Genomic DNA, 19,137 nt, shown 5'->3' with positions numbered 1-19,137 from the left:
CCATGTCCATCGTAAAAGTTGAAGATCTGCATTTTAGTTATGGCAAAATTGAAGTTTTGAGAGGTATAAATTTTGACATAGATGGCTTTAAAATGGTTGGCATTATTGGAGCCAATGGGTGCGGCAAGACTACGCTTTTGAAGAATATATCGGGGTATTTAAAACCGTATAGGGGAAATGTCTACATAGCAGGGAAAAATGTAAGCAGCATGAATTCAAGAGAGAAAGCAAGATTAATAGGTTATGTGCCACAGGATATGTACTCTGATTTCGAATTTAGTTGCATTGATATAGTGATGATGGGTAGGATACCTTATTTAAGGAGATTTCAAAAGGAGACGGAGAATGATCTTCGCATTGTCAGAGAGTCAATGATGCTCACTGATACGTGGAATTTGAGGGATAGATATATAAATGAATTAAGCGGTGGGCAAAGGCAAAGGGTCTACATCGCAAGGGCATTGGCTCAAGAGCCTAAGATTTTGCTATTGGATGAGCCGATTTCACATTTGGATGTAAAATATCAGATAGAATTGCTTTCAATACTTAAACAATTGACTGCAAAGGGCATAATCGTTTTTGCCGTCCTCCATGACATCAATTTATCATCTCAATTTTGTGACCTTATTTTGCTTATGAAGGATGGAGAGATCGCATCTATAGGGACGCCAAATGAAGTTATAACTGCAGAAAATATAAAGATGGTTTTTTCTGTGGATGCAGATGTAATAAGAAATCCCATTACAGATACACCGCTTATTGTTATTTCAAAAAGACAAGGGGATGATTTGAAAATTGTGCAAAGCATTTATGATAGCCGGAACCCATTCTGGTGTAGGAAAAACTACAATTACTATTGGCATAATAGGATATCTTTCTAAAAAGCAAAAAGTCATTCCGTTTAAAATAGGCCCTGATTACATAGATGCGGCATACCACAGGTTTGCATCTGGAAATTCTGCCTACAATTTGGATGTCTACATGCTTGGAGATGACTATGTGAAAAAGTCCTTTTTAAAGCACGCTTTATCTGGAGATGTGGCTTTAGTAGAAGGCGTCATGGGGATGTACGATGGAATCAATAATACAAGCTACGGCAGCAGTGCACATGTGGCAAAACTTTTAAATTTACCTGTTGTACTTGTTGTTGATGCATCCGGAATGGCTGCAAGTGTTTCTGCTTTAATAAAAGGATATATAGAATACGATAGAGATGTAAAGATTGCAGGCGTAATTTTCAACAGAGTTGGCGGTGAAAAGCACTACAAGCTTTTAAAAGAATGTATCGAAAGAGATTTAGGCATAAAGGCATTTGGCTATCTTCCGCATGATGATAGGATTAGTTTGCCTGAAAGGCATCTTGGACTTATGCCTATATTTGAGATAAAGGAAAATCACAATTTTAGCATTTTGTACGATAGCATAGGAGAATTTATAGACGTAGAGGGCATTCTCGATGTATGCGATGTGAATTTCAAAAAAGATGATCTAATTGAAGAAAAAGTGACAGCAAAGACAAGAGAAACTGTCAAGATTGCTATTGCATACGATGAAGCATTTAATTTTTATTATCAAGATAGCTTTGATGCACTAAAAGAAGCAGGAGCGGAATTGCTGCCTTTTAGTCCTTTACACGATGAAGCTCTTCCAAAAGATATATCAGGGATTTACATAGGTGGCGGTTTTCCAGAGGTATTTGCAGATAAACTTAGTCAAAATGTCCGCATGTTATCTTTATTAAAACACAATATTGATATTGGAATGCCTGTATACGCCGAATGCGGTGGACTTATGTATCTCACAAAAAGGATAATAGATTTAGACGGGAATGAGCACAAAATGATAGGAGTATTTGATTTAGATGCAATCATGACGAAAAGATTAATTAATTTTGGATATGTTGAAGCAGATGTATTGCAAGATAATGTTTTATTTAAAAAAGGGGATGTAGCGATGGGTCACGTCTTTCATAATTCGAAAGTTTCAGGGGAGTTTAATAATTTTGCGTATGATGTTCATAAGCCCAATTCTAAAGAAAATTGGTTATGTGGATATGTATACAAAAATTGTTTAGCAACATACGTCCATGTTAATTTGTTTTCATATCCCAATGCTGTTAATAGGTTTATTGGTAAGTGCAAAAATTATGCTGCAGGAGATGTATAAGTATGTCACTTAAGATAATGCTGCAAGGCACAGCTTCATCCGTTGGGAAAAGTTTATTGACTGCTGCACTTTGCAGGATATTTAAACAGGACGGATATTCGGTTGCGCCATTTAAGTCGCAAAACATGGCTCTTAATTCCTTTATCACAGATGAGGGGCTTGAGATGGGGAGAGCACAAGTTGTACAAGCTGAGGCAGCAGGCATAAAACCGTCTGTATTGATGAATCCAGTTTTGTTAAAGCCAAGCTCAGATAAAAACTGCCAAGTTATATTAAGAGGCAGAGTTTATGACAGCATGGATGCCTCTGAGTATCAAAAATTTAAGCCCAAACTTTTAAATATGATAAAAGAGGATTTTGACAGACTAAGTGAATCATATGACATAATCGTCATAGAAGGAGCCGGAAGCCCTGCGGAGATTAACCTTCGCGATAAGGATATTGTCAATATGGGGTTAGCTGAATTAGTCAATTCACCGGTTCTTATCGTAGGCGATATAGACAAAGGTGGTGTATTTGCCTCTATTGCAGGTACATTATTGCTTTTAAATGATGGTGAAAGGGATAGGGTAAAGGGCGTCATAATAAACAAATTTAGAGGTGACTTAGAAATATTAAAACCGGGAATAAAGATGCTGGAAGACATAATTGATAAAGATGTCATCGGTGTTGTTCCTTATACAGATGTTTATGTTGATGAGGAAGATGGAGCTACAGATGTGTATTACAAAAAAGGTGTCGGTGGATTAATAGACATTGCGGTTATAAATTTGCCTCACATATCCAATTTTACGGATTTTGAACCTCTAAAAAAGCTGCCTGACGTAAACCTTAGGTATGTCAATAAAGGAGAGAGAATAGGAGATTGTGATGTACTGATAATACCTGGCTCAAAAAATACGATAGGTGACCTTAATGCATTAAAAAGCAGCGGAATTTCAGAAGAAATACTAAACTTAAGGAGATGTGGCAAATTCATAGTCGGCATATGTGGAGGATACCAGATGATGGGCAAAAAAATATACGACCCACATTTGATTGAAGGACCTATTAGTGAGATAGATGGGCTGGGATTATTAGACATAGAAACTGTCATTTCAGAGAAAAAGGTTACGACGCAAGTGGAGGCTCAAATTTCTGGTGATTTGCCGGATTTACTGGCTCCTATAAAGGGCCTAGCTGTAAATGGATATGAGATACACATGGGATTGACTGATGCAGGTGAGAAGAGTTTCTCACGCATTGTATTAAGAAATGGTAAAAGTGCTTATTTGAATGATGGCAGCGTCAGCAGCGATGGAAAGGTATTTGGAACGTATATCCATGGAATCTTTGAAAACAGCGACTTTGTAAAAGGATTTATAAATGCAGTAAGGAGATCAAAGGGATTATCTGAGATAAACTATATTGAGGACTACAGGAAATTCAAAGAAAGGGAATACGACAGGCTTGCGGATGTGGTCAGAAATAGCTTGGACATTGGGAGAATATATGAGATAATGAAAGGCTGTAAATGAGTATGAACGTTGTAGCTGCATATATTTTAGATCTCATCATAGGCGATCCGCAAGGATATCCACATCCGGTTAGACTGATTGGGAAATTGATAAGCTTTATTGAGAGAAATTTGAGAAAAATTACAAAAACTGGTAGACAAGAAAGAATTGCGGGTTATTTCTTGTGTGCCATAGTTGTTTTTACAAGCTATATAAGTGGATACTTTATCATTTACATGCTGAAAGAAGTGAATGTGTATTTAGGAAAGATTTCAGAAGTACTTCTAATTTACACATGTCTTGCTACTAACGATTTGGCAAAATCGGCAAATAAGGTTTATGAACCGCTTAAAAGAAATGACTTAGTTGAGGCCCGCAAGATGCTGTCTTTCATCGTAAGCCGTGATACGGAAAATTTAGACTTAGGAGATATCATAAGAGGCACTGTTGAGACGGTGGCAGAAAATATATCAGATGGGATAATAGCACCTTTATTCTATGCTTTTATAGGCGGTGTACCGTTGGCATTAGCATATAAGGCTTCCAGCACCCTCGACTCAATGGTTGGCTATAGAAATGAAAAATACGAAGACATAGGATATGCGTCTGCTAAACTTGACGATGTATTAAACTTTATACCATCAAGGATAACCGGACTGCTGATAGTAGCGTCATCATTTTTGTTGGGATACGACTATAAAAACAGCTTCTATATTTTAAAAAGGGATAGATTAAAGCACGAAAGCCCAAATAGTGCACATGGGGAAGCTGCAATTGCAGGTGCTCTAGGTGTAAAATTAGGTGGACTTAACTACTATTTTGGAAAGCCTGAACTAAAGCCGAAACTGGGAGATGGCAAAGAAACACTTAAATTAGACCACATCAAAGATACTGTAAGGATAATGTATATGACATCTTTTCTGGGACTTATTTTATTCTTTGCTTTTAAAACAATATTAACAGGAGGTATATATAGATGAATACAAAAACAACAACGATTAAAAATGTAAAAACTTTGACGCTTGTGGCTATGCTTATAGCCATGAGTGCTGTTGGTGCCATGATTAAAATCTACAATACGGTTGCGTTTGATTCATTGCCTGGGTATTTTGCATCCCTTTATTTTGGAAGCTACATAGGAGCAATCGTTATTTCTTTAGGCCATATTTTTACTGCGCTTACATCTGGTTTTCCACTTGGAATACCAAATCACATCATCATTGCAGTATCGATGGCTGTATGTGCATATTTTTATTCAATTGCGTATAAAAAGTTTAATAGCTATGTAGCAGTTGCTGTTGGTACTATATTAAATGGACCTGTTGCAACACTTATTTTTGTTCCTCAATATGGTTGGGGCTTTTTCGTTCAGATGGTATTTCCGCTTACTATTGCATCGTTTGCTAATGTTTTTCTAGCGGCAGTCATCTTTAAAGCCATCTCAACTAAGATAAAAAGGTAATGAGGATGAGATATGGTAGAGAGATATAGAGATGTCTTAATAATATATGAAAGTGATACTGTATATGCAATAGCTTGCGATAGCATCGGTGCAATTGGAAATAAAGAAGGCGACATATTGAAGGTAGATGAAGAGATAGTGGGAAGGACCGTGACAAAGGTCGCAGTGTCTGAGCTTTTGTGCATTGGAGCTTGGCCAATCATCATATCGGATACGCTGTCAAATGAGATGAACCCAACTGGAATTAAAATCATAGGTGGCATAAAAAAAGAGCTAAATGACAACGAGATATATGATGTTGCTTTAACTGGTAGCACAGAGGAAAATTTTCCATCAACAATGACTGGTGTGGGCGTTACTGCCATTGGAAAGGCAGAGAAAGAGGCTTTAAAAGTACGAAAGGCTATGGCAGGCATGGAGGTAGGGCTTTTTGGTTACCCCCGTGTTGGACAAGAGGTATTGTGCTGTCATGATATTCTTTCGCTGAAAGACTATGTAAAAATATTTAGATGCGGCGAAATTGTGGAAGCAATTCCTGTAGGGTCAAAGGGAATAAAACATGAGCTTGATGTGCTTAAATTGTCATCTGGTTTGGAGTTTTTGAAAGAATACAAATCTGATTTAGATGATACAAAGTCAGGCGGTCCGTCAACGTGCTGCATTGTAGTTTACAAAGAGGGTGATAGGCGAAAAATTGAGAATCTCTTAGACAAACCGTTTGTACGTTTAGGTAGACTCATAGATGGAAGGTGAAATAAGTGGATAAATATGAGCATGGCGGCAATATTTATGTTTACAAAGAAGATGTAATAGACTTTAGCTCAAACATAAACCCTCTTGGCTTTCCAGAATGTATAAAAGACTCTATGGATGTTGCGGTTTTGACTAAGTACCCTGATGTAAACTACGCCCAGTTAAAGAGGTCTATCTCAAGATATGTAAATTTAAAAGATGAGAACATAATAGTCGGCAATGGCGCGTCCGAACTCATCTACCTATTTGTGCGGGCATTTTCGTTAAAGAGGCCCCTTATTCCATCTCCTGCTTTTTTAGAATACGAAAGGGCAGTTATATTATCAGGAGGAAATCCTTTGTACTACGAGATTCCAGAAAAAGATGGATACGTGATTGATGCAGATGAAATAGTAAATCGCCTTTTAGAAGTAGATTCTGTCATCATAGGAAATCCTAACAATCCTACAGGAAAGGGAATAAAGCGGAAAGATGTGGAATACATAGTGAAGGAAGCAAAAAAGCTTAATTTGCCGATGATGATAGATGAAGCATTCGTAGAATTTATATACGATTATAAAGAATATCAGTCTTTAGATTTCATAAAAGATTACGATAATCTTTTTGTTGTAAGAGCTGCCACTAAGTTTTTTGGACTTCCTGGGTTACGCCTTGGATACGGTTTTGGAAGTGAAAATTTGATAAAGAGATTGGAAGCTTACAAAGAACCATGGACGGTAAATGCTTTTGCTGATGCTGTAAGCAGAAGGATTTTTGAAGATGTTGAATTTATGGAAAAGACGAGAAAATATATAAGAGAAGAAATAACTTATTTGACAAGTGAGATGAAAAAGATAGATGAATTAGTCGTGTTTGATACATTGACTAACTTTATGTTGCTAAAGCTTAAACATATGCATGTGGGAGATCTAAAAGAAGAATTATTAAAAAGAGGGATACTGATTAGAGATGCATCAAATTTCAGGTATTTGGATGACAGGTTTTTTAGAGTAGCTGTAAAAAGCCATGATGATAATGTAAAACTGATAGAAGCTATAAAAGAAGTTTTAAAGTGATTTTTCTGAAAGAAGGTGTTTTTATTGGCTTTGATTATGGTGACAGGCGGCGCAAGGTCTGGCAAAAGCCAGTTTGCAGAAAGCCTTGCAATGAAATACGGTGGTTACAGCGTCCTTTACATCGCTACATCTATACCGTTTGATGACGAGATGAAAGAAAGAGTTAGAAGGCATAAAGAAAGAAGGCCAAAAGAGTGGGATACAGTAGAGGCTTATAATGGCATTCGTGATATTATAAGAAGCATAGACAAAAAAGCTGTGCTTTTGGACTGCCTGACTGTCATGGTGTCGAATCTACTTTTAGAAATTGATATGACGTGGGAAGAGAAGAATTTAGAAGATGTAGACAGAGCCGAAGAAAAAATAAGCGCCGAAGTTGATGGTTTGATTACTGCCTCTAAAGAGAACGATAAAGATGTCATAATAGTCACAAACGAAGTTGGCATGGGTCTTGTTCCTGAGTATAAATTGGGAAGAATATTTAGAGACATATCAGGCAGGATGAACAAAAAAATTGCGGAAAATGCTGATTATGTTTATTTTATGGTTTCAGGCATACCTTTAGAAATAAAGAACAAAAATAACCGTTTATTTTAATGTGGTGAGCATGATGGAAGAAATAAAGGTTTTGATATTATCATTTCAATTTATGACAAGGATACCTATTAATATTCAAATTAATGTAGACAGAAATGACTTCCACAAGATGGTCAAATATTTTCCTTTTGTAGGTGGAGTTGTTGGCGCTATTGCAAGCCTCATGTTTTATGCTGTGAAAAATATATTTCCCCGGGAAATAGCCGTTACAATGGCCATGGTGTCATTGTATATTTTAACAGGTGCAATGCACATAGACGGGTTTGCAGACACATTTGATGGTCTTTTCAGCAATAAAGGCAAAGATAGAATGCTTGAAATAATGAGGGATTCAAGGCTTGGTACAAATGGAGTTCTTGCTTTAGTATTTTTAGTAATTTTAAAAATACTGTTTTTGTCCCACATCAAAGATAATCTTATATATTCAACATTAATATTGATGCCTCTCTTTGGACGTTTTTCGATAATTTTAGCAGCGTACGTATCAAAATCAGCAAGAGGCGGAGAAGGGCTTGGAGGCCTTATCATCGGCAAGATATCTACTGTAGAGCTTTTGCTGGGCTTTTTATTTACATCGATTGTTGGCTTTTTATTCGTCCAATTCACAGTATTTTTGAAACTTCTAGCTGTTTCATCTATTATCGCGTACACGATCACAAAGTACATTTCATTGAGAATAGGCGGGATGACTGGAGATACATTAGGTGCAGTAAATGAATTTACAGAGCTTGTAATTGCTACTTTGATGTATTTAATGAGCATCCAAAAATTCCTTACATAAGCGTTTTATGCTTAGGGCCTGATCAAGTAGCCAATCGGTTATGAATTAATTGTGTATGATTTTGAGTCTAAATTTATAATATTGATTATCATAACAATTTGATGTATCATAAGTATGAAGGAGATGATCGTATGCGCACAACGATAAATGTATCTGAGGATATTCTCAAAGAAGCTGAAATGCTGTATGAGACAAACAATAGGTCAAAAGCTGTTGAAGAAGCTTTGAAGGATGCCATAAGGATAAAAAAATTGCAGCATTTGATGGAACTTAAGGGAAAGATAAACTTTGCAATAGATTCTTCAGACATTGAAAAATTAAGGAGCATGGAAATAGATGAAAGATAAAATACTTGTTGATACATCTGTATGGATAGAATATTTTAGAAACAAACAAGGAATTGCTGAGATTATCGACGATATGCTGATGCAAGATAGAGTTTATATTATGGGTCTTATAATTGCTGAACTTCTTCAAGGAGTAAAGACAAAAAAAGAGTTGGAAATGCTTGAAAGGTATATTGATTCGATTCCGACAGTACCATGTGATGACAAAGATTGGATAGAGGCTGGAAGGCTTTCTTTTAAATTAAGGAAAGATGGCAAGATTATTCCCTTATCAGATGTGCTAATTGCTGCTACATCGCTTAAAAATAACATGATGATATTTTCATTTGATCAACATTTTAAAATGATAGACGGCGTTAAATTGTTTGACCCTATGACCATTTAACTGTATAATGGAGTTAAGACAGTTCGCAAAATCCTGTCTATAAACAAAACTACGGAGGAGATAAAATTGAACAAAAAAACAAAGAAGATAGTCTATGGTGCATTGATCGCTGCTTTGTACGCAGTTATGACAATAGCACTTGCACCAATAAGCTACGGACAGATCCAAGTTAGAGTAGCTGAAGCACTTACGGTTTTGCCTTTCTTTTCATCATATTCCATTTTAGGACTTTTTGTAGGATGTATAATTGCGAATATGGTTGGCGGCAATGGAGTATTTGATATTGTCTTTGGCTCACTGGCAACTTTAATTAGCGCTGTAATCACGTACTATATTGGCAAATCCAATCTTAAATATAAGCGATATTTGGCGCCTCTACCGCCTGTTGTAATAAACGCAGTCATAATCGGCATAGAATTGAATGTCGTTTTTAAATTGCCACTTGTGGCGTCAATGTTGTGGGTAGGATTAGGTGAGATGGTTGCATGTTATGTATTGGGATTACCTCTTCTTTTGTATATAGATAAAAATGAGAAAATAAAAGAAATGCTTGGTTAGATTAATATTTATTTAACGAAGGCTTGAAAGAAGTCTCCCATCCTCTATAGGTGGGAGATGAATTTTTATTGTTTTCCATAACATTATATGCTATAATATTATCAGGAGTAAAAAGTAAAGACAATTAGGCATAACAGCCTAAGAGTAATATTTTTGTAGGGAAGGTTCCTCCCGAAATTACGCCTATGGAGATTGTGTAAGACCTGCTGTGAATAACAGTAGGCAACGGTCTATGAAGTAGGAAGCTTCATCCTCTATAGGATGGAGTAGGTTCACTTTGAATTACAGCTTACATCCTGATAAAATAGTATCAGGATTATTTTTTTGAGGAAGATGCTATGTTTGGATATGTAAAGCCGTATAAACCTGAGATGAAGATAAAGGATTACGATGTTTTTAAAGCATACTACTGCGGACTTTGCAAGGAAATAGGCAGAAGATATGGCGAGACAAGCCGCTTAACGTTAAACTATGAGCTTACTTATCTGGCAATCTTTTTATCAGGTCTATCGGATGAGGAGATCGACATTAAGCTCGAAAGCTGTATTGCAAATCCGCTTAAGAAGAAGCCAATCATAAAAGAAAACCCATTTGTAAAGTATTCTGCTGATATGAATGCAATACTAGTCTATTATAAATTTATAGACGACAAAGCAGATGGGAAAGCCACTGCCAGTTCTTTTTTGGAGGTTTTATTTAGAAAGCAATTTAAAAAATCATATAAGCTGCATACGGAAAAGGCACAAAATATAAGAAAACACCTAGAAACTTTGCAGAATCTTGAGAAGGGGAAATGTTCTTCTGTGGATGAATCTGCAGAGCCATTTGCGAATATTTTGCGTGAGGTTTTTCTTTATGAAAATTTGGATATAGATGAAAAAGATTATAAAAAGGTTGAAGAGATTGCATATCATTTAGGAAGATATATATACATTTTAGATGCGTATAATGATTTAAAAGGCGATATAAAAAATGGAAACTACAATCCTTTTATATATCAGTATAATCTTACCGACAAAAATGGCGAGATAGAGCTTAATAACACATTGAAAGAGATTAATGAGTGGACAAAATTTAATCTGACTTTCACTCTTTCTACAATTGTGAAATTGTATGAGCAATTGAAATTCAAGAAAAATATAGGCATTATTGATAATATTTTTAGAATAGGACTGTACATGGAATTTATGAGAATTATGGAAGGAGAAAAATCATGCAGAACCCATACGAAGTTTTAGGATTAAAAGAAGGGGCTTCAATAGAGGAAGTTAAAAGGGCTTATAGGGAACTTGTGAAGAAGTATCATCCTGATCAGTATGCTGATAACCCGTTAAAAGACCTTGCAGAAGAAAAATTGAGAGAAATAAATGATGCATATAAAGCGATAATGGATGGATATGCTGGTTCTAATAATTACAACCATGACAGAAGTTATAACAGTGGAAATACGACATACAGTGATAATGAATCCATGTACTATGAAGTGATAAATGCCCTCAATAGAAATGATTTATATGCAGCAGAGAACATATTAAATACTATGAGAGACAGAAGTGCACAGTGGTATTATTTGTATGGTCATATAAATTACAGAAGGGGAAGATTTGGAGAAGCGTACAACTGCTTTAGGATGGCTGTCAACATGGACCCAAATAATATGGAGTACCGTGAAGCTTTAAACAACATGGAAATGCAAAGAGGTGTGTATCAAGGGGATGTCTACAGGAGGACCATGAATGATGATTGCTGTCAGACCCTCTTTACTATATGGGCATGTGATACCTGCTGCGAATGCATGGGTGGAGACATGTTTAGATGTTTTTAAGGAGCTGATTTTATGTTAAATGCAAAATCACTGTCATTGGGTGGCGTGATTGCAGCTTTAAATATAGTTATACTTTTTATTGCATCGATTATGCCTACCAGCAGGCTCTTTTTTCTCGTTGTATCATCATTTGCAATTTCAATAATGGTCATAGAAACAGGTAGTATGGGAGGATTTGTATTTTATTTGGCCACGTCTGCTTTATCACTTATATTGATTCCTAATAAAATGATATCAATCTATTACATATGTTTTTTTGGGTTTTACGGCATCATAAAGTCTTACATAGAGAAAAAGCACATTAGAAGGTATATGGAATTAGCGCTTAAACTTATAGTGTTTAATATATCATTATTTACAGTTTACATCATATTTGACAGGATTTTTATGATGAAGATATTTGTAACTGGTTTCCCGTTTATTGCATTTTTTATATTATTGCAAATATCATTTTTGGTATATGATTATGTATATACTGTCTTCATATCATTTTACTACAGAAATGTAAAAAGGCATTAATGAAATTATGTTATGCATTAATGCCAAATACAAGCTGTACAATTGTTCCAAATAGATACGACAGCACAGCAGCACCGATTCCTGACAATACCATTTCCATCATTTTACTCTTAATGGATAAACTCTCTGAAGCAATTGAGACAACTGCACCTACAATTGATAGAGCAATAGCTGCAAACACTACGGAAAATACTAAAGCTATAAGCGATGACGACGTGATAAAGAAGTAAGGTATAACAGGGAATATAAGTCCTGCCAAGTACGCAAGTCCTGTGTATAAAGCCGATTTTATTTCATTTTCTTTTACTTCTTCCACAAGCAAGTTTGCCATTGTATTTTCGTTGTCGCTAAGCTTTTCAACAACCTCTCTGCTTACGTCATCGGGTATGCCTGAATCATTTAACTTGTTTAGAAGCTCTTCTTTTGCTCTGTCTTTTGATACATTAAATAAAAGCTCCATTTTGTTTTTTATGCCTTCATTGACTTGCCTCTGTGACCTGACGGATGTGTATGCTCCAATAGCCATAGATAAAGCACCTGCTATTCCTACAACAAGACCTGATGTGCCAACAACCAGCGGCTTATTTTGATATACGGCAGAAAGCCCTGTTACAGTTCCCAGTATTTCTACAAGTCCATCATTCATGCCCAGTATGAAATCCCGTATATTTGAAAAGTTGACTTCTTTATTTTGTTTTCCTAGATTTTTTTCATGCTCAAATTCATCTTCTATTATTTGGGAAAGCATCTGGCGTTCTTTTTCGGTTAATATAGGATCTTTGTAATAGCTATAGTATTCATCAGTGCTGTTTGATTCTTTCATCTCTAAAAGAATTATAAAAAGTTTGCTTCCCAGCAATGTCCTTAATACTTTATAAAACCACAAACTGCGGTTGTGTATTCTAGAGCTGACTTTTACACCTCTATCGCTTAAAAATGTGTACCAAAATTTTGTATGCTTTGCTTCAATTTTTGCAAGTTCCTCAAATATTTCGCGTATTTCTTTTTTAGATTCTACTTTTGCCAAGTAAGAATAAAGCTGTTTTGCTTCAAATTCATCGTAGTAAAATTTTTTTGCTTTATCTAGTGCGCCCATTTCTACTCACTCCCTTAAATCTTATTTTATAATATGTGGTATAAATATACAAGAAGAAGCCTCTAAATCTGAAAAATATTATTATAAGCGAACTATTAATGGAGATTTCGTAATATATCACGATGAACGTAACACAGTTTGGCGTATGAGCGGAAGCTAAGCCAAACAACGCATAGACGGCTTTAGCCAAACAAGTGAAGAGAATCGATGATATATTTGATAAGCGGAATTTGTGAGCGTTAATAATATTTTTCTAAATTAATAGAGGCTTCAGCGAATTATAATAAGGAAGGATATTATCATAAGTGAATGATTAACTACGCTTGATAATATCCTTTATATTATATGCTTTTAAGTATTACTTTTTGGCTTTTTCAAGGGCATTTTTAACAGCTATTTTCCAGTTTGTAGTCGTTTCTGTCGCGCCTGCTATAGTATCTACATTGTAGGTTTGTTTTTTAATCATTTCATTTGCCATATCTACTCTGAATTTTTTTAAATTTGGATAGACTTTACCAGTTTGTGGGTCTTTTTTGCCGGTCCACTTATCATAGTTGATTTCTTTTCCGCTATTATCTAGTCTTCTTAAAGTTATGCTTGTTATTTTGCCGCCCTTTATAACTACTGTTGCATTTTCGCTACCTTTAGACCATTTTGGCCCGGCTCCAGTATATGTACCATCTTTGTACGATGTTTTAGGTGTCGTTTGAGGTTTAGGCTTTTGCGTTGAAGATTTTGTCGTAGTCTTACAAGATACGAGACTTAATACAAAAATTAATATTAAAATGATTGATAGTATTTTTTTTGATGTTTTCATTCTATTCCTCCTAGTATCTTTTTTTCTTTATTATTTTTCTACAAGGTATTAATATTATTCAATGATTTTAAAATAATGGATATATAACTTTTACAATTTGTTAATCGATCTAACAAAATTTTGACACAACTTATGGATATAATAGTAGTACAAAGTTAGGTGATTGTGAAACTATGAGACGAAAATTTACAGCTAGCAATCAATAGAGGAAGATATAGGAAAGATACAGTATACCAGAGAGTACATTTAATCAAGAAAGGTCTGAATTTTATTGATGAACATTGAAAACAGAAAAAAACAGGCATGACAAATAGACCCCAATGATTTATGCAAATGAGGTAGATGCTTAAGTTTAGCTGGCTGTTGAATTAAGCAGCTATAGACTTAACAGAACGAATTTTATCTATAGCTCCCATACGGTATGCTAGTAAAACAGTAATAAGATGCGCAGCACCAGCCATGAAGAAATCTGCCTTGATGGTTTTGCGGTCTCTAGCCTGGAGATTACCAAGCTGCAGGGGAAGTTTGAGCCTAGAGATAACCTGCTCAATGATATGTCGAAAATCAGCTATTTGATTCCATTGCTCTGTATCTCTAGGAATAGGGGTATGAACTCTATAATTATCTTTGGGATATGTATAAAACATTCTGCCACAATCGGAAGTTGTACATTTATCCTCGCAGGAACAAACATATTTGCCACCAGGTAACTTTTCAGTTTTAGGGCAAATAAACTTGTTCCTAAAGGAACGGTTTTTACCTTTACAAGAGCCATCCCATTTCATTGGAAGAGATGGGTCCTTTGGGCATGTAGGAATACCATCTTCATTAATTCCTGGCTTGCCGAAATTTTTTCTGGTATTTCTAGGATTAAGAGCAATGACAGGCAGAATGCCATGATTCTCAAAGAGATATTTATAGTTTGGGACATCATCGAAGCCAGAATCAGCAGTCATAGCATAAATATTAAAGTTACGATGACGCTCAAAAAAATTCTCCATAGCAGGTATAAGCAGTTTTCCATCCCATGTAAGTTTAACTTCTTCAGGGGATGCGGGCTCAGAGCTATCAGTATAATCATTAAAATCCGGCTGGTAATCGCAAAAGTCCATATGTCTTAAAATGCCGAGGGCATTAGACACAACTATAGTTTTGTGGGCATAACAGAAAGTACCATTGATATATTGCAATTTAATATTAGGGTCAACAGAAGCAGTTTTAGGCATTTGATTATAGGCCATTTTATAGATGTCTTCTTTTGACTTGTCCTTGTTAAAGTATTGAAGCTTTTTAACAAGAGCATTAAAGAATTTGGGGTTGTTTTCCTTAACATAGCATTCAATACCAGTAGTATCCATAATATAAACTTCAGCAGGATTGATGCCTAATTCTTTTTCAAGGGCTTGGCCAATTTCCTGACAAATAGGTTCAGTAATATCGACTAACTTATGAAAGAAGGCTTCAATGTCATCACAGTAATCCTGTTTGAACCTTGAGTAAAAAGAAGCATCAGGAACAGTATTAAGCCCACAAAAATCACGGAGTTCTTTTGAAAATGACAAAAAAGTAATAAGTAAATCAATAGTTGGTATAGAAAGTAACTTTTGCAACAGTAAGGTTGAAACAATTGAATCGAGAGAATTATCATGAGGGCGACCAGTAGCTTTATTATAGTGAAAATACCAATTTACAGGGATTAACTCACAAATATTAATATACTGGTCAAGAAGCTCAAGCAACTGAGGTTTTTGAACAACAACAAATTTATGAAAATCATCAATAAAATCAGAAAAATGAAGTTGCTTTATCATGCAGGATCTCCTTTCACTTTGGTTTGATTTTGAATATTTGGTATAATATATAATTCGGCAAAAGTGGAGGAAAATCCTGCTGATATATAAAATAAAACCCTTTAAAATCAATAATTTTGGGGTTTTACAAAAAGCTAAGTAGTACAAAGTTAAAAGGAGGTGCAAAGTTAAGTACAAATATTGAAAAATCTAATTACACTTTATATGAAAAAAGAGGTAATGGTCGATGACAAAAGGAAAGAAAATTTTGGCTGTAACTTTGATGAGCGCAATGCTGATTTCGACTGTAGCTTTTGCTGATGAAGTTGCTTCACCACAACAGAGTAGCAGCAATACTACATTACAGACAGCACCAAACAAAGTCGATCCTATACAGAGATTAGAAAGCATTAAAGCAAAGGTTACTCAAAAATACAATGAAGGTAAAATAAGCAAGAACAAGTATGACAGCATAATTGCAAAAATAAATAATATGGAGCAACAAATAAACGATTTTAACGAAGGCTTGAAAGAAGTCTCCCATCCTCTATAGGTGGGAGATGAATTTCTATTGTTTTCCATAACATTATATGCTATAATATTATCAGGAGTAAAAAGTAAAGACAATTAGGCATAACAGCCTAAGAGTAATATTTTTGTAGGGAAGGTTCCTCCCGAAATTACGCCTATGGAGATTGTGTAAGACCTGCTGTGAATAACAGTAGGCAACGGTCTATGAAGTAGGAAGCTTCATCCTCTATAGGATGGAGTAGGTTCACTAAGTTGACACTTGATCAAAAAAGGCAGAAACTTATAACTGATTATACTGCTGCTGTAAATAAGAAAGTGCAAAATGGGAAGATAACACAGGATAAAGCGAATGAGCTTATTAAAAATTACACAGATAAGGTAAATAAATGGGATGGAACAGGTTTCCCACCGGGAATGAAAGGCATGTTCATGGGCTTTAAAAATTTCAATGGAGGTGCTTACAAGAGATTTGAAAATGCTCTTGATAAAGCAGTGAAAGACAATAAGATAACGGAAAGCCAAAAGCAAGATATATTGAATTATTTTAAAGGCAATAAAGACAAATCGGGAAGTACATCAAGCACTACAACTCAGTCGAATTCATAAAAATAAAGGGCAGTTTAATCTGCCCTTTATCCTAAAACAACTCACTTGTTATGTACATGTAAAGTGGGACTACAAATAAGCTTAATAGATTTGTTGCGGCTATCATAATCGATGGATACTTTTGATCGCTATTGTAGGCATGTGCTACAATTGCAATTTGCGTCATTACAGGAAGCGCACTTTGAATTACAAATACTTTTTCCATCAATACGTTAAGCTTAAAAAAGTGAAGTACCAGTATTGTGATTAACGGTGTTATTATAGACCTTCCTAAAAGCAAGAATACAACAGTGTTGTCGAATTTAAAATCTTTTAAGTCTGTAAGGTATATTGATATGCCGATGAAGATCATTGAAAGGGGTGTCGTCAGTTGTCCGATGTATTTAGCTGTATCTGCAATGAATTGTGGTGTCTTGAATCCTATTAGAATGAAAAATATCCCCATCAGGTAACCTAAAAGGGGAGGAGAGAAGATTTTCTTAAAAGCCTGATATAGAGAGAAATTTCCTTGAGAACTTTCTACATCCTTTCTTATGTTGTAAAGCCCCATCGTCCAAAATAGTGTGGTGTTTGCAACGTAGTATAGAAGCACATATGGTACTGCTTTATTTCCAAAGAGAGCCTGATTTATAGGAAGTCCAACGAATATCGTATTAGAAAAAGCAAATATTGCAGAAAATAAACCGATTTTTTTTCTGTCTAATTTAAGAAATATGACTAAGAAATACGCAATAGTATATGATGCAAAAATGCTTACAAAGGCAGCAATTAAACCTAATATCATATGTAATAGTTGATTCTTTTGGAGGTTTTCAACCACTGTATAAAACATTAGAGCAGGGAGCGAAATTTTTACTACAAGTTTCGAAAATAATTCAGATGCGTCTTCGTCAAACCATTTTTTCATTGCAAGTACGTATCCGATTATAATTATAAAGACTATAGGCAAAATACTTTCAATACCCTTTAAGAAAACCAATGTTATTCCCCCAGAAAAAGTTATACATTTATAATAATACATATAAAAATAAAAGTCAGAAATGCTCTTTAAGAGCTAAAGAGCATCTTTCGGTGATTTATATTAGTTTTTCCAGATTGTTTTTAATTTCGTTCAAAAATTCTTTTGTGTTTACCGATTTTTTATTTGGGAGATCAGAAATTGCAACTAGGTCTTTTGTCATTATGCCGCCTTCTATAGTTTTTAATGATGCTTCTTCTAATTTTTCGGCAAATTTCACAAGGTGCCTATTATTGTCTAATTCTCCGCGTTTTTTCAAGGCGCCTGTCCAAGCAAATATAGTAGCAATTGGATTAGTAGATGTTTCCTCGCCTTTTAGATATTTATAGTAATGACGTGTCACTGTGCCGTGAGCGGCTTCATATTCAAAATCTCCCTCAGGAGATACTAATACTGAAGTCATCATAGCTAGGCTTCCAAAGGCTGTTGCCACCATGTCGGACATTACATCGCCGTCGTAGTTCTTTAAGGCCCATATCATTCCGCCTTCAGATCTTATTACGCGTGCAACTGCGTCATCTATAAGTGTGTAAAAATATTCAATACCTGCTTCATTAAATTTATCTTTATATTCATTTTCATACATATCATTGAATATGTCCTTAAATGTATGGTCGTATATCTTTGATATGGTATCTTTAGTTGCAAACCATAAGTCCTGTTTTTGGCTTAATGCATAGTTAAAACATGCTTTTGCAAAACTTTTTATTGATTTATCTAGGTTGTGCATTCCAATTAGAATGCCCGGACCATCGAATTCGTGAATAGTCTGCCTTTCTACGTCACCATCTTTGTAAGTTACAACGAGTTCAGCTTTTGCAGCCTTTTCAAGCCTGTATTCTACGTCTTTGTATACATCTCCGTAAGCATGACGGGCAATTGTTATAGGCTTTGTCCAACTTTTAACCAGAGGTTTTATTCCTTTTACAAGTATAGGAGTTCTAAAAACAGTTCCGTCTAGTATGGCTCTTATGGTCCCGTTAGGGCTTTTCCACATCTTTTTTAATTTATATTCTTCTACTCGCTGAGCATTTGGTGTTATTGTTGCGCATTTAACACCGACTTTATGCTTTTTTATTGCATATGCAGCATCAATAGTTACCTGATCATCTGTTAGATCTCTATTTTTTAGACCAAGGTCGTAGTATTCAGTGTTCAGGTCAACAAAAGGCTCTATCAGCATTTGTTTGATCATCTGCCAGATAATTCTGGTCATCTCGTCGCCATCTAGCTCCACAATGGGATTTGTCATTTTTATTTTTTCCCTCATACCATTCGCTCCTCAATTGTAGTTTATAACATTAATTATATAAAACAATAAACAGATAAACAAGA

The 19,137-nt window shown here is 35.3% G+C and carries 22 protein-coding genes; 17 read left to right on the top strand and 5 right to left on the bottom strand.

Annotation, left to right across the window (positions count from 1 at the left end):
- Nucleotides 1–2: 2 nt before the first annotated feature.
- The 15 genes from TTHE_RS11305 to TTHE_RS11235 all read left to right on the top strand — a co-directional run bounded on the left by TTHE_RS11305 (nucleotide 3) and on the right by TTHE_RS11235 (nucleotide 11,944).
- Nucleotides 3–881 carry an ABC transporter ATP-binding protein gene (locus TTHE_RS11305; RefSeq protein ID WP_013298702.1) on the top strand — a complete coding sequence of 293 codons (879 nt, stop codon included), beginning with the start codon at nucleotides 3–5 and terminating at the stop codon, nucleotides 879–881.
- On the top strand, nucleotides 796–2,166 hold the full coding sequence (locus tag TTHE_RS11300; RefSeq protein ID WP_013298701.1) for a cobyrinic acid a,c-diamide synthase CobB: 1,371 nt from the start codon (nucleotides 796–798) through the stop codon (nucleotides 2,164–2,166). Before TTHE_RS11305 ends, TTHE_RS11300 begins: the two co-directional genes overlap by 86 nt.
- Before the next feature lie 2 nt (nucleotides 2,167–2,168).
- Nucleotides 2,169–3,683: a cobyric acid synthase gene (locus tag TTHE_RS11295; protein ID WP_013298700.1), complete on the top strand. Its 1,515-nt coding sequence runs from the start codon at nucleotides 2,169–2,171 to the stop codon at nucleotides 3,681–3,683.
- A 2-nt stretch (nucleotides 3,684–3,685) separates the two neighbouring features.
- The gene (cbiB, locus tag TTHE_RS11290) at nucleotides 3,686–4,642 is read left to right on the top strand and encodes an adenosylcobinamide-phosphate synthase CbiB (RefSeq protein WP_041587477.1); all 957 of its coding nucleotides are present in this window, start codon (nucleotides 3,686–3,688) and stop codon (nucleotides 4,640–4,642) included.
- Nucleotides 4,639–5,124, top strand: coding sequence for an ECF transporter S component (locus TTHE_RS11285; RefSeq protein WP_013298698.1), 486 nt, complete (start codon nucleotides 4,639–4,641; stop codon nucleotides 5,122–5,124). The genes cbiB and TTHE_RS11285 overlap by 4 nt, the downstream gene beginning before the upstream one ends.
- A 12-nt stretch (nucleotides 5,125–5,136) precedes the next feature.
- Complete coding sequence (locus TTHE_RS11280; RefSeq protein WP_013298697.1) at nucleotides 5,137–5,877, top strand: hypothetical protein; 741 nt, start codon at nucleotides 5,137–5,139, stop codon at nucleotides 5,875–5,877.
- A 5-nt stretch (nucleotides 5,878–5,882) separates the two neighbouring features.
- Nucleotides 5,883–6,932 (top strand): threonine-phosphate decarboxylase CobD, encoded by a 1,050-nt coding sequence (cobD, locus tag TTHE_RS11275; RefSeq protein WP_013298696.1) that lies wholly within the window; start codon nucleotides 5,883–5,885, stop codon nucleotides 6,930–6,932.
- Between the two features lie 24 nt (nucleotides 6,933–6,956).
- Complete coding sequence (cobU, locus tag TTHE_RS11270; RefSeq protein WP_013298695.1) at nucleotides 6,957–7,529, top strand: bifunctional adenosylcobinamide kinase/adenosylcobinamide-phosphate guanylyltransferase; 573 nt, start codon at nucleotides 6,957–6,959, stop codon at nucleotides 7,527–7,529.
- Between the two features lie 13 nt (nucleotides 7,530–7,542).
- A complete protein-coding gene (cobS, locus tag TTHE_RS11265; protein WP_013298694.1) occupies nucleotides 7,543–8,310 on the top strand; it encodes an adenosylcobinamide-GDP ribazoletransferase in 768 nt (255 codons plus the stop codon).
- Between the two features lie 131 nt (nucleotides 8,311–8,441).
- Nucleotides 8,442–8,657 carry a type II toxin-antitoxin system VapB family antitoxin gene (locus TTHE_RS11260; protein ID WP_013298693.1) on the top strand — a complete coding sequence of 72 codons (216 nt, stop codon included), beginning with the start codon at nucleotides 8,442–8,444 and terminating at the stop codon, nucleotides 8,655–8,657.
- Nucleotides 8,647–9,042 carry a type II toxin-antitoxin system VapC family toxin gene (gene vapC, locus TTHE_RS11255; RefSeq protein ID WP_013298692.1) on the top strand — a complete coding sequence of 132 codons (396 nt, stop codon included), beginning with the start codon at nucleotides 8,647–8,649 and terminating at the stop codon, nucleotides 9,040–9,042. Before TTHE_RS11260 ends, vapC begins: the two co-directional genes overlap by 11 nt.
- Before the next feature lie 66 nt (nucleotides 9,043–9,108).
- Nucleotides 9,109–9,600 (top strand): QueT transporter family protein, encoded by a 492-nt coding sequence (locus TTHE_RS11250; protein WP_013298691.1) that lies wholly within the window; start codon nucleotides 9,109–9,111, stop codon nucleotides 9,598–9,600.
- A 338-nt stretch (nucleotides 9,601–9,938) separates the two neighbouring features.
- Nucleotides 9,939–10,838, top strand: a complete 900-nt coding sequence (locus tag TTHE_RS11245; RefSeq protein ID WP_013298690.1) for a DUF5685 family protein — start codon at nucleotides 9,939–9,941, stop codon at nucleotides 10,836–10,838.
- Nucleotides 10,814–11,425, top strand: a complete 612-nt coding sequence (locus TTHE_RS11240) for a J domain-containing protein (protein WP_013298689.1) — start codon at nucleotides 10,814–10,816, stop codon at nucleotides 11,423–11,425. Before TTHE_RS11245 ends, TTHE_RS11240 begins: the two co-directional genes overlap by 25 nt.
- 12 nt (nucleotides 11,426–11,437) lie before the next feature.
- Nucleotides 11,438–11,944 carry a hypothetical protein gene (locus TTHE_RS11235; RefSeq protein ID WP_013298688.1) on the top strand — a complete coding sequence of 169 codons (507 nt, stop codon included), beginning with the start codon at nucleotides 11,438–11,440 and terminating at the stop codon, nucleotides 11,942–11,944.
- 10 nt (nucleotides 11,945–11,954) lie between these two features.
- Here the strand turns inward: TTHE_RS11235 and TTHE_RS11230 are convergent, their stop codons facing one another.
- From TTHE_RS11230 to TTHE_RS11220, 3 genes are all read right to left on the bottom strand, one after another.
- Complete coding sequence (locus TTHE_RS11230) at nucleotides 11,955–13,040, bottom strand: VIT1/CCC1 transporter family protein (protein ID WP_013298687.1); 1,086 nt, start codon at nucleotides 13,038–13,040, stop codon at nucleotides 11,955–11,957.
- A 358-nt stretch (nucleotides 13,041–13,398) separates the two neighbouring features.
- Nucleotides 13,399–13,857 (bottom strand): FMN-binding protein, encoded by a 459-nt coding sequence (locus tag TTHE_RS11225; protein WP_013298686.1) that lies wholly within the window; start codon nucleotides 13,855–13,857, stop codon nucleotides 13,399–13,401.
- A gap of 368 nt (nucleotides 13,858–14,225) precedes the next feature.
- A complete protein-coding gene (locus TTHE_RS11220; RefSeq protein WP_013297336.1) occupies nucleotides 14,226–15,668 on the bottom strand; it encodes a transposase in 1,443 nt (480 codons plus the stop codon).
- A gap of 226 nt (nucleotides 15,669–15,894) precedes the next feature.
- Between TTHE_RS11220 and TTHE_RS11215 the strand changes: the two genes are divergently transcribed.
- Complete coding sequence (locus TTHE_RS11215) at nucleotides 15,895–16,200, top strand: hypothetical protein (protein WP_192402284.1); 306 nt, start codon at nucleotides 15,895–15,897, stop codon at nucleotides 16,198–16,200.
- A 230-nt stretch (nucleotides 16,201–16,430) separates the two neighbouring features.
- A complete protein-coding gene (locus TTHE_RS11210) occupies nucleotides 16,431–16,784 on the top strand; it encodes a hypothetical protein (RefSeq protein WP_231292649.1) in 354 nt (117 codons plus the stop codon).
- 31 nt (nucleotides 16,785–16,815) lie between these two features.
- Here the strand turns inward: TTHE_RS11210 and TTHE_RS11205 are convergent, their stop codons facing one another.
- Together TTHE_RS11205 and TTHE_RS11200 are read right to left on the bottom strand one after the other, a co-directional pair.
- Complete coding sequence (locus TTHE_RS11205; protein ID WP_013298685.1) at nucleotides 16,816–17,763, bottom strand: AEC family transporter; 948 nt, start codon at nucleotides 17,761–17,763, stop codon at nucleotides 16,816–16,818.
- A gap of 97 nt (nucleotides 17,764–17,860) precedes the next feature.
- Nucleotides 17,861–19,072, bottom strand: a complete 1,212-nt coding sequence (locus TTHE_RS11200; RefSeq protein WP_013298684.1) for an NADP-dependent isocitrate dehydrogenase — start codon at nucleotides 19,070–19,072, stop codon at nucleotides 17,861–17,863.
- Nucleotides 19,073–19,137: the final 65 nt, after the last annotated feature.

This window comes from Thermoanaerobacterium thermosaccharolyticum DSM 571 (assembly GCF_000145615.1).
GTDB lineage: Bacteria > Bacillota > Thermoanaerobacteria > Thermoanaerobacterales > Thermoanaerobacteraceae > Thermoanaerobacterium > Thermoanaerobacterium thermosaccharolyticum.
This window is presented reverse-complemented; position numbering and strand designations above follow the sequence as displayed.